We start from the raw sequence: 13910 nt of genomic DNA on the forward strand, positions 1-13910 counted from the left end.
ATGAAACAGTGGCAGTTAACCCTTGTTAGTCCAGATATCGCTATGGAAGAAGCTATCGCTACGCTGGATCGCGTTGCGATGCGTATAGTACTAGTGGTCGATGACCAACAAAAACTCTTAGGTACAGTGACTGACGGAGATATTCGGCGGGCACTACTGAAAAAGCTGCCGCTCAACGGTCCTATCAGGGATATCATGTGCTTGTCGCCGAAGACTGCCCGAACGGGTTGGACGAAGGCGCGTATCCTTTCCATAATGGAACAATATAAACTTCTTCAACTTCCGATCCTGGATGACCAAGGCAAGGTGATTGGCCTTGAGACCTTGCATAATCTTCTAGATAAGCCGCGCCGTGATAATCCTGTATTTCTCATGGCTGGTGGTTTTGGAACACGATTGAGGCCGCTGACCCATAACTGTCCCAAGCCTTTGCTCAAGGTTGGGGATAAGCCAATTCTGGAACTGATTTTAGAGCGCTTCATCAGCTCTGGTTTTCATCGGTTTTACATTTCCACTCATTACATGCCGGAGATGATCCGAGATTATTTTGGCAACGGAAGTCAATGGGGTGTCAGCATTACCTATATCCATGAAGAGGCCCCGCTGGGCACGGGGGGGGCGCTAGGACTGCTTCCTCATGATGAGATAGATATGCCGCTGTTCATGATGAACGGAGATTTGTTGACTACCTTGAATTTCCTCAATCTGTTGGAATTTCATGAAACACACAACGGCGTTGCCACCATGTGCGTGAGAGAGTTTGAATATCGCGTCCCCTATGGCGTTATTCAGAGCGAAGGGCACAGAATAATCTCTATGGTCGAAAAGCCGATCCAACACTTTTTCATCAACGCTGGTATTTATTTGCTGTCACCAGAACTGGTGAAAAGCGTTCCGGCCGGTGAGCGCATTGATATGCCTACGCTATTGGAAAGAGAGATCGGGCTCAATCGAAATGTGAATATGTTTCCTGTTCACGAGTATTGGCTTGATATAGGTCGTATGGAGGACTTCCAGCGTGCTCAAAGTGATTTTTTAAGTTTGTGATTTTTTGCTTGTCTGATCTTTTTGCGTCATCGGGGGGTTCATGAAAACGTACGCTTTTATATTTGCAAGAGGTGGCTCTAAGGGGCTGCCTGGTAAGAATATTAGAAACTTGGCAGGTCAGCCTTTGCTGGCCTACTCAATCAATGTGGCCAAGCAGGTAGAAAGTATAGAGAAGGTATTTGTGTCAACGGATTGTCCCCAGATAGCTGCCATTGCGAAACAGTATGGCGCAGAGGTGATTGATCGACCAGAAGATTTGGCGGCGGATACATCGGCCGAGTGGAAATCCTGGCAGCATGCCGTCGAAACTTTGGAGCAGCGCGGTGATCGTTTTGATATTTTCTTAAGCCTCCCTGCTACCAGTCCATTACGAAATGCCGGTGATGTACGCAAATGCCTGGATTCAATTAAAGACGCTGATGTCGTTGTGACTGTGACTCCCGCGGCAACTAATCCGTACTTTGCAATGTTGATTCGGGATGATGCTGGGTTTAGCAAGTTGGTGTGTGGAGATGGCACCATTACTCGTAGGCAGGATGCTCCGGCTGTCTATGATATGACCGGGGTTGCTTATGTGACGCGGCCTTCCTATATCAAAGCGTCGACAGGGCTTTTTGATGGACGGTTGAAATCTGTTGTGATCCCGCGGATGCGCGCTGTCGATGTGGATGATATCTATGATTTTAAGATGGCTGAAATGTTCGTTCATGATGAAAATCTGAACAAGGACCTAGACGCTTAATGCTGAAGTATGTGTATTGATTTGCCGTATACAATACGCTACCTCGCGACAGGAGAATCTGGTCGCATGATTCTTCTGTCCAAAGCAGCTGTTTTTGTTTAGGAGTGTTGGTTCGGTTGTTAAATAGAATTCTAACGTTGGTGGGGCGCGAGAAAATTAAGCGTGTTATCAATTTAAATATAAGGGCGGCTACGCTGGTTAGTAAGTTCGCTCTGATTTTTTTTATGGCCAAGTACCTCGATGCTAAAGATGTCGGTGTCTACGGTCTGGTAGCGGCCACCATTGGGTATGCAATTTATCTGGTTGGCTTTGAGTTTTATAATTACTCAACCCGGGAGATCATAGGTTCCGATCCAGATCTTTTATTTGGCTATCTTAAAGATCAAGTAGTGCTTTATGCTCTGGCTTATCTTCTGGCTTTTCCACTAATGGTGGTTTTCTTTTCGAGTGGATTCATAGCCATAAAATATATTTATTGGTTTGGTTTTCTTTTGATCGTCGAGCATCTGGCTCAAGAGCTAAACCGAGTTCTGGTCGCTGTTTCGCAGCAGATGCTGGCCAGTGCGGTCCTGTTTGTCCGCAGTGGTGTCTGGGGGCTGCTTGCCATATTGGTCATGTTTATATCGCCCTCCTCGCGAAATTTGAACTTTGTCTTTGCGCTCTGGTTTTCGGGATGCGTATTAGCGCTGTTTATGGGGCTCTGGGGTTTGAGAACGTACAACGGCCGTTCTTTTTTTACGCCGGTGAATTGGCTGTGGATAAAAAGAGGGCTAAGGTTGGTGTGGCCGTTGCTGATCGCCAGCCTTTGTATTCGTGGTATTTTTACAATTGATCGTTATTGGATAGAGCGGGTGGCTGGTCTGGACGTCTTGGGTGCGTATGTTTTGTACATAGGTATGGCGACAGCTGTTCTTTCATTTTTGGATGCGGCCGTAATAGTGTTTTTTTTACCAAAACTTATTCTTGCCGCCAAGTCTCACGATCACCATCAATTCTCGGTCAGTATGCGTGGACTTAGTTTTAACGTAATTGGATTTACCCTGTTTCTGTCTGTTGCCTGTTACTTTTTTGGTTGGGGCATGGCGCTATGGTTGGATAAGGTTGTTTATGTAGAGTATTTTTATATTTTGAAGTGGCTGATTTTAGCGATGGCTCTATATGCCTTAAGCATGATTCCCCACGTGGGACTCTATGCGCTTCATAAAGATTCGCACATATTTTTGAGTCAAGTCGGCGGGCTTGTGGTTTTTCTCGTGTCTTATTTTGCGATGCGCATGGCAGACGTTGATGGGGTCTCGGCTGTACTCTGGGGCATGTGTAATGCTTTTGCGACGATATTTATATGGAAATCTCTGGCTTATGGTTTTGGCTTTCGCTTGATTAAGAAGGAAGGTTGTGATGCTAAAGCCTAACGGAACGTTCCATGAAAGGGGCGATTCAAGATTGTCATGTTTTTTCACTAAAGCGACATCAAAGTGTCTGGTTTCCTCGATGTTTCATGTGCTTTTACGAGATATCCTGGGATGGTCGCGATGATTTTGTATTGCCTCGTTTGTGCTGTATTTGAGAATGCACTGAATTTCTTCCCGTGATCAGATGTTTTTGCCTGATAGAGGCGCTTTTTTCAGAGAGTCGAGGGGGAGCGAATATAATGGATAATAAAATGCGCAGACGATTTAAGTTGCTTGCCCACTATCTTGCCGCTACAAAAAATGAAATTGCCGTTGATGAGAGTGTTTATTCGCTGTGCGCGTGTGATCCGAGTAAGCTGGCATATGCGCCTCGTCCCGCAAAATTTTTAAGTGTCATAGGGTCAGGTTTTTTATCCGCTCGCTTTTTTATTCAGATCGTAAGCTTGCTGTGGCGCATGGGGTTCGATAAATGTTGGTTTCTATTTGACTTCTTAAGGTTGTTGATCGGGAAGGAAAAGTTTGATTTAAAGTTCTTGGATTTGCCTTCGAATAAGCCTGTTGCGCTTGCCTTCTCTCCGCGGGCTTTGGGTGTACTCGAGTCGGTTGATGCGTTGAGTTATTCCAGTTGTCTGATTAGAGGGCCAGGCAGCGAGGGATTGGTGGTTAATTCAAAGTTAACAGTTTTGGATTATTCGTCTCTTCTGACCTGGTGGGATTGCGCTCAGGCGCTAAGACTTTCCTTTTTTATTTCCAGTCGGATGGGGCATAAGGCTGCTTTTAAAGTTTGGAGGCTGCAAAGTTATACGGCATTCAAATGGATTGCATTTTATTTGGCTATCGAAAAAATACCTTCTCATAAATTTGTCATCACTGATCATTATGATCGATGGGCGGTTCTTATTGATCGTCTGGTCGCCGAAAAGAAGACGCAGTCAAGCCTGACAATTGTCCAGCATGGTTCGCTTGTAGGGTTATCTTCAACAAGTATGGAAACCACTTTCTCCGTAAAAATTCCTACCCGGTTGAGAAATGTGGATAAGTTGTATGTATACAATGAGGCGTCTGCCGAGGTGTTTCGCAAATATATTATATTTCGCGGCAACCTCAAGCGTGATCTGGATATTGAGTGTTTCAAACCAAGAATTTCATTGACCCCTGTGTCTTCGGGTTTTAGCGTGCTGATTGTCGGACATGCCATATGTGAAAACTTTCACATATTTCTGTATGACCGGATAATGTCGGATTCCTCTATTGACTTTTTTTACAAGCCGCACCCGACGGTGTCTCCGAGCAAGGAGATCAGGGCCAGGGGGTGGCATATGATCGAGCAGGCTGATTTCTTTCCCAAGGTCGATTTGTTAATATCTTACCCCTCTACCTTGGTGGCTGAGTATGAGGGCAGCGGAATAGGTGCGATTTTGCACCCGTTGGCGATTCAGCCCGAGGAATACGAATCGGTTTTGTCGAAAATAACCAATAAGCTGCAGTCAGCGAAGTAAAGTTGAGTGGGAGGGGGGGGGATGAGCCGCGCTGGAGAGTACACTATTTGCTCTAGATGTATTATGGATACCAGTGATCCTAATATAAAATTTGATGAGCAGGGCGTTTGCGAGTATTGCAATAATTTTGAGAAGGTTATCAAGCCCAGTTGGCACACTGATGCTCGTGGCCAAGCTGAGCTTGAGGCGTTGGCTAATAAAATTAAAGCTGACGGCGTTGGTCGCGATTTCGACTGTATCATAGGTCTTAGCGGTGGTCTTGACAGTTCTTACTTGTGCTATGTCGCCAAGGAAATCATGGGCTTGCGGCCGCTCCTGTTTCATGTTGACGCAGGTTGGAATACTGACCAGGCTGTGGGGAATATCGAAAAGCTGGTTGATGGTCTTGGCTTGGAGCTATATACCGACGTTGTCAACTGGGAAGAAATGAAGAGTTTGCAAGTGGCTTTCTTAAAAGCGCAAATTCCGGACCAGGATATTCCGCAAGATGCTGCTTTCTTTTCCGGGCTTTATCGGTTTGCAAAAGCCAACAAAATAAAGTACGTATTGACAGGCGCCAACTACTCTACGGAGTGTTGCCGTGAACCGGAGGAGTGGGGCGGCTATCCGGGGATCGACAAAATACTGATCAATGATATCCACGGCAAATTTGGGACTCGCAAGCTCAAGACGTTCCCTCTCGTCGATATATTGTCCTATAAGTTGTATTACCGCTATGTCTTGGGTATGCAGGTTGTGCGCCCGTTAAACCTGTTGCCTTATATAAAGAGTGATGCGGAAGATACGCTGGAGCGCTTGTTTGGCTGGAAGCGTTTTCAACACAAACATCATGAATCCCGGTTCACACGTTTCTACGAAGATTACTGGATGCCGCGTAAGTTCGGATATGAAAAGCGCCGTGCTCATTTCTCCAGTCTCATCATGACCGGACAGATGACTCGTGAGTCCGCCCTGGAGCGCATCGCCAAGCCAGAACTGGATGAAAATTTTCTGACGTCTGAGTTTGAATATGTCGCGCATAAGTTGGACTTGACTGTGCCTGAACTTCAGCGCATTTTCGAGGGTGAAAATAAAACCTACCGTGACTACAAAAACAAGCGCTTCCTGATCGGAATAGGTGCCCGGATACTCAGTGCAATCGGATTGGAAAAACGACTGTTCAGATGATTACCATCATTGATTATGGTCTGGGAAATATCCAGGCTTTCGTGAACGTTTATCGACGTTTGCACATCCCGGTTACCGTCGCTCAGACAACTGCGCAATTGGACGGTGCGACCAAATTGATCCTGCCTGGGGTCGGCGCGTTCGACCATGCCGTTCAACGGCTTGGCGCCTCGGGCATGCGTCCCGCGCTGGAAGAATTGGTCTTGGGGCACAATGTCCCGGTACTGGGTGTTTGCGTAGGCATGCAAATACTGGCGAACCGTAGTGACGAGGGCTCCCTGCCTGGCCTTGGCTGGGTGCCCGGTTGTGTTCGGTCATTCAAGTCTGTTCCGGGCCTGACCGAGCTACCTCTGCCGCACATGGGCTGGAACGATGTCAGTCCGACTGCGAACTCCGCGTTATTCAACGGCTTTGAGAACGATGCGCGTTTTTATTTCCTGCATTCGTTCTTTTTTGAATGTGAAGAGGCCCGGCACAGCGAGGCAACATCTTCCTACGGCTTGGCGTTCAGTTGCGCCGTGCGCGCTGAAAACGTGTATGGCGTTCAGTTTCATCCCGAAAAAAGCCACCATTTCGGCGTCGGATTGCTGAAAAACTTCGCGGAACTATGACATGTTGAGACCCAGGATCATTCCTTGCTTGCTGATTCAAGACGGCGGGCTGGTGAAGACAGTGAAGTTCAAGGATCCCAAGTACGTTGGGGACCCGATCAACGCGGTGAAAATCTTCAACGAGAAAGAAGCCGACGAATTGATTGTGATCGACATCGACGCCACGGTGAACGCTGTCGAACCTAATTACGCTCAGATTGCCAAACTGGCAGCGGAGTGCCGCATGCCGTTGTGCTATGGCGGGGGCATTCGTACCGCGCAGCAAGCCAAGGACATTATCGCGTTGGGCGTTGAGAAGGTCGCCATCAGCTCGGCGGCCTTTGAGACCCCTCAGTTGATCAGTCAGATCGCTGAAGAGATCGGCAGTCAAAGCGTTGTGGTGGTCCTGGACCATAAAGCCCGCCTGTTGAGTAAGCAGCAGGAGGTTTGGACGCACAACGGCACGCGGAACACCAAGCGCAGCGTTCTTGAAGCGGCTCAAGAGTTTGAAAGACTCGGAGCCGGAGAAATCGTGCTCAATTCCATCGAAAACGACGGCAGGATGAAAGGCTACAATGTGGAGCTTGCCGTTAAGCTCCGGGAGACCCTGCGCATCCCCATTACCATCCTGGGTGGCGGCGGTTCGCTTGAGGACATGCGCGACGTCGTGGCAGCTTGTGGTGTGGTCGGTGTAGCGGCGGGCAGCTTCTTTGTGTTCAAGGGCGCATACCGGGCTGTGCTGATCAGCTACCCGAGTGCTCAGCAGAAAAACGAAATTATTTATTCAGCTCTACGGGCTCGGTAGTTCTCCGGGTTCGCGGCAAGGGTCAGGTCATATGTTCAACGGCAAGAAACTTCTTATTACCGGCGGTACTGGTTCTTTCGGTAATGCAGTGCTCAAACGTTTCCTGGATACCGACATCGCTGAGATACGCATTTTCAGCCGCGATGAAAAAAAACAAGACGACATGCGCAAGCGTTACAGTAACGCCAAGCTGAAGTTTTACATCGGTGATGTGCGTGATTACCAAAGCGTGCTGAATGCCACTCGCGGTATTGACTATATCTTCCATGCCGCAGCCCTCAAACAGGTTCCGTCCTGCGAATTCCATCCCATGGAAGCGGTGAAAACCAACGTTATCGGCACTGATAACGTGCTCGAGGCCGCTATTCAGAATGGCGTCCGGCGCGTGGTTTGCCTGAGTACCGACAAGGCTGTCTACCCCATCAATGCGATGGGCATTTCCAAGGCTATGATGGAAAAGGTCATGGTCGCCAAGTCGCGTAATGTCGACGAGAGCAAGACGGTTATCTGCGGTACGCGTTATGGCAACGTCATGGCTTCTCGGGGATCGGTCATCCCGCTCTTCATCGAGCAGATTCGTGAAGGCAAGTCATTGTCGATCACCGACCCGAACATGACTCGGTTCATGATGACCTTGTCCGATGCGGTGGATCTTGTGCTCTATGCCTTCGAACATGGCAACAATGGTGATCTTTTTGTACAGAAAGCGCCCGCGGCTACGGTGGAGACCCTGGCGCGGGCGTTGACGGCCATGCTCGGCCTGCCCGATCACCCGATCCAGATCATTGGCACACGCCACGGCGAAAAGCTTTATGAAGCATTGCTCAGTCGTGAGGAAATGGCCTCTGCGGAAGATATGGGCGCCTATTTCCGTGTCCCGCCGGACTTGCGTGACTTGAACTACAGCAAGTTCGTAGAGCAAGGCGAGGAGAAGATTTCCCATACAGAGGATTACAACTCGCATAACACTGAGCGCCTGGACGTCGAAGGCATGCAGAAGTTGTTGTTGAAGCTGGAATTCATGCGGGCCATCCAGCGTGGCGAGCATGCCACTCCAGAGGAATGAGACCTATGAAAGTCCTTATTACCGGCGCCAACGGTTTCGTCGGCAAGAATCTTGTTGCGCATCTGCAGGAGCGCCGAGATGTTCAGGTCGTGCGATTTGGTCGCGAGCAAGCTGCGTGCGATTTGGTGTCGATGCTGGACGGCGTGGACTTTGTTTTTCATCTGGCCGGCGTCAACCGACCGCAGCGTGTCGAGGAGTTCAGCGAAGGTAATAGCGGCCTCACCGCAACATTGTGCGCAGCAATCAGAACCACTGGTCGGTCGATTCCCGTGATCTACACCTCGTCCATACAAGCCGAAGTGGACAATCCCTATGGAGCGAGCAAGCGAGAGGCAGAGCGCGCATTGCTCGAGCTTTCAGAACAGCAGGGCTCACCGGTCTATCTCTATCGTTTGCCCAACGTTTTCGGAAAATGGGCACGGCCTGACTACAACTCGGCTGTAGCGACGTTCTGCCATAACATCGTTCGTGACTTGCCGATTACCGTCAATAACCCGGTTGCTCCCTTGCAGTTGGTGTATATCGACGATGTGATCAAAAGCTTCATCGACGTGATGGATGGCAATGCCGCTCAGGGCCCTTATCTGGATGTCCAGCCGATCTACGACACTACGGTCGGAGCGTTGGCGGAGCAATTGCAGGCGTTCAAGCGCAGCCGGGAGACCATGGTGACCGAACGGGTCGGAACCGGTTTGGTCCGTGCGCTGTACTCGACCTATCTAAGTTACTTTCCCCCTGAAGTATTCACCTACGAATTGCCCAAGCATGGTGATGCGCGGGGCGTATTCGTCGAGATGCTCAAAACCCCGGATGCGGGTCAATTTTCCTATTTCACTGCCCATCCAGGTATTACGCGGGGGGGGCATTACCATCACAGCAAAACCGAAAAGTTCCTGGTTATCAAGGGCCGTGCCTGCTTCCGTTTCCGGCATATCGTCAGCGGTGAGTTCTACGAACTCTACACGGACGGCGATACCCCACGAGTGGTCGAGACGGTGCCAGGTTGGACGCATGACATCACCAACATTGGCGAAACCGAAATGATCGTAATGCTGTGGGCCAACGAGATCTTTGATCGTGAGCGGCCAGATACCTACACCATGGCTGTTGGCACCCAGGCCTGAAGGATTAGTAATGAACACTGCAGTGAAAAAATTGAAAATCGTCACCGTCGTAGGAACGCGTCCGGAAATCATCCGTTTGTCCCGGGTCATGGCTGCGTTGGATAAGTACTGTGAGCACGTATTGGTGCATACAGGACAGAACTACGACTATGAACTGAACGAGATTTTTTTCCAGGACCTGGGCATTCGCAAGCCTGATCACTTCCTGAATGCCGCTGGGAGTACCGGTGCTGAAACCATCGGTAATGTGATCATCGCAGTGGATCGGGTATTGGCGACTATCCAGCCGGAGGCCTTGCTGGTGTTGGGCGATACCAACAGCTGCATGGCGGTCATTGCTGCCAAGCGTCGCAAGATCCCAACTTTCCACATGGAAGCCGGGAACCGCTGTTTTGACATGCGTGTTCCCGAGGAAATCAATCGACGCATCGTCGATCACACTGCAGACATCAACCTGACCTACAGCACCATCGCCCGTGATTATTTGCTGGGCGAGGGGTTACCTGCCGATCGGGTGATCAAGACGGGCAGCCCGATGTTCGAGGTGCTCAACCATTACCGTGATCGCATCCTGGCGTCAGACGTCCTGGAACGGCTTGGCCTGGAAGCGGGCAAGTTCTTCGTGGTCAGCGCACACCGGGAAGAGAACGTCGACTCGGACAAGAACTTCCTCAAGATGGTCGAGGTACTCAATACCATTGCCAGCACGTTCGGCCAGCCCGTGATTGTTTCTACCCATCCGCGTACTCAGAAACGCGTGGATGCCATGGGTATCGTCTTCCATGAGAACGTTCGACTGCTCAAGCCCCTGGGCTTTATGGACTACAACAAGCTGCAACTCGAATCCCGTGCTGTTCTATCCGATAGCGGCACCATCAACGAAGAATCTTCCATCCTCAATTTTCCTGCCTTGAACTTGCGTGAAGCTCATGAGCGGCCTGAAGGGATGGAAGAAGCGGCGGTAATGATGGTGGGCCTGGAAGTCGAGCGTGTTCTGCAGGGGCTGAATATTCTCCAGGCACAGCTATCAGGCACCGAGCGCAGCCTGCGTCTGGTGGCGGATTACAGCATGCCCAACGTTTCTGAAAAGGTTGCCAGGATCGTGCACAGCTACACCGACTACGTGAACCGTGTCGTCTGGAAGCGGTATTGAGTCGAGTTGTGAATATGCCTGAGAGCAAGCTGAACATCTTGGTGGTCACGCAGTATTTCTGGCCGGAAAACATGCGGATCAACGATCTTGTGCGTGATTTCACCGAAAAAGGGCATTCGGTGACGGTGCTCACCGGGGTACCCAATTATCCGGAAGGGAGGGTATTCGAAGCCTACAAGTCCGCACCGCATCAGTTCGACGACTATCATGGTGCGAACATTGTCAGGGTTCCCATGATCCCGCGTGGAAAGCGCAGCATCCAGTTGATCCTCAACTACCTCAGTTTTTTTACCAGCGCTTCGACCGTCGGTACTTATGCACTGCGGGGGCGTGCTTTCGATGCCGTATTTGTCTACGCCGTGTCCCCCATCATGGCGGCGATTCCTGCCTTGGTCATCGGTCGCCTGAAGAAAGCCCCGGTATTCATCTGGGTCTTGGATCTGTGGCCGGAAACGCTGCGGGCGGTAGGTGTATTGAAAAAACCGGCGTTATTGGCTCTGGTGGGACGAATGGTGTCGTGGATCTACAACCGCGCGGACTATTTGCTGCTGCAATCCAATGGCTTCCTTGAAAACGTCAAAGGCTACTGTACCCGGCCTATGGATCTGGAGCGCCTGGTCTATTTCCCCAGTTGGGCTGAGGACGATTTCTCGACGACGGCGGACCCATCGACCGCGATACTTGCACGTGACGAGTCAGTGTTTACGGTGGTGTTTGCCGGGAATCTGGGCGAAGCCCAGGATTTCCCTGCCGTGCTGGACGCGGCTGAACGACTGCGTGGGAAAGTCGCTGTGCGTTGGGCCATCGTGGGGGATGGTCGAATGAGTGAGTGGCTGGGGCAACAGGTCAGCGCACGCGGCCTGGACAACGTATTGCTGTTGGGCAGACATCCACTGGAAGCCATGCCTGCGCTGTTCGCCAACGCCGATGCGCTGTTGGTCTCATTAAAAACCAATGATGTATTTGAAAAGACCATTCCCGGCAAGGTCCAGGCCTACCTGGCTTCGGGCAGGCCCCTGCTGGGCATGATCAATGGTGAAGCCGCACGCGTCATCAATGAGTCGGGTGCGGGTTTCACATGTGCATCCGGTGACGCAGAGGGGCTGGCCCGCATCACTGAGGCCCTGGCCGAAACGGCGCCTCTTCAGCTCAAGGTGATGGGCGAGAGTGGTCGCAACTATTATCTCCAGCACTACTCCAAGCAGCGTTTACTGGCGCGTTTGGAAGAGATCTTCAGAAATGCCACGCTACGGAAGGTAGACCGCTGATGCAGCACAGTATTCTTATGACCGGAGCGAGCGGGTTTGTCGGCGGTGCATTGCTCGAGCGCCTGCAAGCGGAGCCCGAGAAGTCGGTGATTGCGGTGGTGCGTGGTGACAAGCGTTTACCAGCTCCCGTAAACACGGTACGGATCGAGGCATTTTCCCCGCAGACCGAATGGCTATCGCACCTGACCAATGTGGATACCGTCATTCATTGCGCCGCGCGCGTGCATGTGATGAATGATAAGGAAGCCGATCCACTGGCTGCTTTTCGGCAGGTTAACGTGGTGGGCACGCTCAACTTTGCGCGGCAGGCGGCGCAAGCCGGAGTGCGCCGCTTTATTTTCATCAGTTCCATCAAGGTCAATGGGGAAGGCACCTCGCCCGGCCGCCCTTATCATGCGGACGATCTCCCTGCGCCGGCCGACCCGTATGGCGTGTCCAAGCAGGAGGCCGAGGAAGGTCTGCGCCAGCTTGCGCAAGCGACGGGAATGGAAGTGGTTATCATCAGGCCTGTTCTGGTGTATGGCCCGGGGGTGAAGGCGAACTTCCTGAGCATGATGCGTTGGCTGGACAAAGGTGTGCCATTGCCATTCGGTGCCATTGAAAACCGGCGTAGCCTGGTAAGTATCGATAATCTGGTCGACCTGATTGTCACGTGCATCGACCATCCGGCGGCGGCGAACCAAACGTTTCTGGTCAGTGATGGTGAAGACTTATCGACAACGGCGTTGCTCAGTCGAATGGCTCGTGCACTGGGCAAGTCGGCCCGATTGATACCGGTCCCAAGCTGGATGCTCGAACGTGGAGCCGGCCTGTTGGGTAAAAAAGCGCTGTCTCAGCGCCTGTGTGGTTCGTTGCAAGTCGATATTGAGAAAACCCGGACACTTTTGAATTGGATCCCGCCCGTGAGTGTCGATGATGCCTTGGCCAGGACCGCACGGCACTTCAGGATGAATCAAACGAAATGATGTACTTCTGGTTGTTTTTCTCTGTCGCGATGGCGTCGCTGCTCATGACGGCTGGCCTTCGTCGCTATGCCTTGGCACGCAGCATCATCGATATCCCGAACGCACGCAGCTCACATAGCATCCCGACCCCTAGGGGAGGGGGCGTCGCGATCGTGGTTGCGTTCCTGGTGACATTGCCGTTGCTGGGACAACTGGGCCTGGTGTCGCTCGACTATCTGGTGGCGTTGGGTGGGAGCGGTGCGTTGGTGGCCATCGTGGGGTTCATGGATGATCATGGTCACATTGCCGCACGTTGGCGATTGCTCGGGCATTTCAGTGCGGCTGTTTGGGCGCTGGTATGGCTTGAGGGCCTGGCGCCACTGGACCTGTTTGGCGTCCACTTCGACCTCTCCTGGGTGGGGCATGTTCTGGCTGCTTTTTATCTAGTCTGGCTTCTCAACCTGTATAACTTCATGGATGGCATTGACGGTATCGCCAGTATAGAGGCGGTGCTGGCCTGTGTTGGAGCAAGCGTGCTCTACGTTTTGTCGGGTTTCGCCGACCTGATCTGGCCCCCGTTGATACTGGCTGCTGCGGTGCTGGGTTTTCTGTTCTGGAATTTTCCACCGGCAAAAATTTTCATGGGGGATGCGGGCAGTGGCTTCCTGGGCATCGCGCTTGGGATAATGTCGCTGCAAGCGGCCTGGGTTTCACCAGCCTTGTTTTGGGCTTGGCTGATTCTGTTGGGGGTGTTTATCGTCGATGCGACGGTCACGCTGATTCGTCGATTCTTACGGGGTGACAAGGTCTACGAGGCACACCGCAGTCATGCTTATCAGTTTGCCTCGCGCCGCTATGGTCGCCATCGTCCGGTCACACTGGCAGTGGCTGCAATCAACGTGCTGTGGTTGTTCCCCGTGGCGTGGTGCGTCGTGATGTTGAAGCTCGATGGGTTGACAGGTCTGTTGCTGGCTTACGTGCCGCTGGTGTTGTTGGCCCTCAAGTTCAAGGCCGGTCAATTGGAGAGCGCCTGAGTCCTCGAGTAGAGAGAGCAGATAATGGTAAGGGAAGACTGTAGCCGTACAGCCTTCAC

The 13910-nt window shown here is 51.5% G+C and carries 13 protein-coding genes; all 13 read left to right on the plus strand.

What is annotated here, in order from left to right:
* The 13 genes from EGM97_RS13550 (at position 1) to EGM97_RS13610 (ending at position 13851) form a co-directional block, all read left to right on the plus strand.
* Positions 1–1047 carry a nucleotidyltransferase family protein gene (locus tag EGM97_RS13550; protein WP_238962005.1) on the plus strand — a complete coding sequence of 349 codons (1047 nt, stop codon included), beginning with the start codon at positions 1–3 and terminating at the stop codon, positions 1045–1047.
* Between the two features lie 40 nt (positions 1048–1087).
* Entirely contained in the window at positions 1088–1789 is a 702-nt protein-coding gene (locus EGM97_RS13555; protein WP_238962006.1) for an acylneuraminate cytidylyltransferase family protein, read from the plus strand.
* A gap of 224 nt (positions 1790–2013) precedes the next feature.
* The gene (locus tag EGM97_RS13560; protein WP_238962007.1) at positions 2014–3201 is read left to right on the plus strand and encodes an MATE family efflux transporter; all 1188 of its coding nucleotides are present in this window, start codon (positions 2014–2016) and stop codon (positions 3199–3201) included.
* A gap of 239 nt (positions 3202–3440) precedes the next feature.
* A complete protein-coding gene (locus EGM97_RS13565; protein ID WP_238962008.1) occupies positions 3441–4700 on the plus strand; it encodes a hypothetical protein in 1260 nt (419 codons plus the stop codon).
* Positions 4701–4721: 21 nt separating this feature from the next.
* Positions 4722–5867 (plus strand): N-acetyl sugar amidotransferase, encoded by a 1146-nt coding sequence (locus tag EGM97_RS13570; protein WP_275300594.1) that lies wholly within the window; start codon positions 4722–4724, stop codon positions 5865–5867.
* Positions 5864–6478, plus strand: coding sequence for an imidazole glycerol phosphate synthase subunit HisH (gene hisH / locus EGM97_RS13575; RefSeq protein ID WP_238962010.1), 615 nt, complete (start codon positions 5864–5866; stop codon positions 6476–6478). Before EGM97_RS13570 ends, hisH begins: the two co-directional genes overlap by 4 nt.
* A gap of 1 nt (position 6479) precedes the next feature.
* A complete protein-coding gene (locus EGM97_RS13580; protein WP_275300595.1) occupies positions 6480–7262 on the plus strand; it encodes an AglZ/HisF2 family acetamidino modification protein in 783 nt (260 codons plus the stop codon).
* Between the two features lie 31 nt (positions 7263–7293).
* A complete protein-coding gene (locus tag EGM97_RS13585; protein WP_238962012.1) occupies positions 7294–8328 on the plus strand; it encodes a polysaccharide biosynthesis protein in 1035 nt (344 codons plus the stop codon).
* 5 nt (positions 8329–8333) lie between these two features.
* Complete coding sequence (gene wbjC, locus EGM97_RS13590) at positions 8334–9452, plus strand: UDP-2-acetamido-2,6-beta-L-arabino-hexul-4-ose reductase (protein ID WP_238962013.1); 1119 nt, start codon at positions 8334–8336, stop codon at positions 9450–9452.
* Between the two features lie 22 nt (positions 9453–9474).
* On the plus strand, positions 9475–10605 hold the full coding sequence (gene wecB / locus EGM97_RS13595) for a non-hydrolyzing UDP-N-acetylglucosamine 2-epimerase (RefSeq protein WP_238962034.1): 1131 nt from the start codon (positions 9475–9477) through the stop codon (positions 10603–10605).
* A 14-nt stretch (positions 10606–10619) separates the two neighbouring features.
* Positions 10620–11873, plus strand: a complete 1254-nt coding sequence (locus EGM97_RS13600; protein ID WP_238962014.1) for a glycosyltransferase family 4 protein — start codon at positions 10620–10622, stop codon at positions 11871–11873.
* Complete coding sequence (locus EGM97_RS13605) at positions 11873–12838, plus strand: UDP-glucose 4-epimerase family protein (RefSeq protein ID WP_238962015.1); 966 nt, start codon at positions 11873–11875, stop codon at positions 12836–12838. Before EGM97_RS13600 ends, EGM97_RS13605 begins: the two co-directional genes overlap by 1 nt.
* On the plus strand, positions 12835–13851 hold the full coding sequence (locus EGM97_RS13610; RefSeq protein WP_238962016.1) for an MraY family glycosyltransferase: 1017 nt from the start codon (positions 12835–12837) through the stop codon (positions 13849–13851). The genes EGM97_RS13605 and EGM97_RS13610 overlap by 4 nt, the downstream gene beginning before the upstream one ends.
* Positions 13852–13910 lie beyond the last annotated feature (59 nt).

It is taken from the genome of Pseudomonas sp. AF32 (assembly GCF_022342325.2).
GTDB lineage: Bacteria > Pseudomonadota > Gammaproteobacteria > Pseudomonadales > Pseudomonadaceae > Aquipseudomonas > Aquipseudomonas uvaldensis.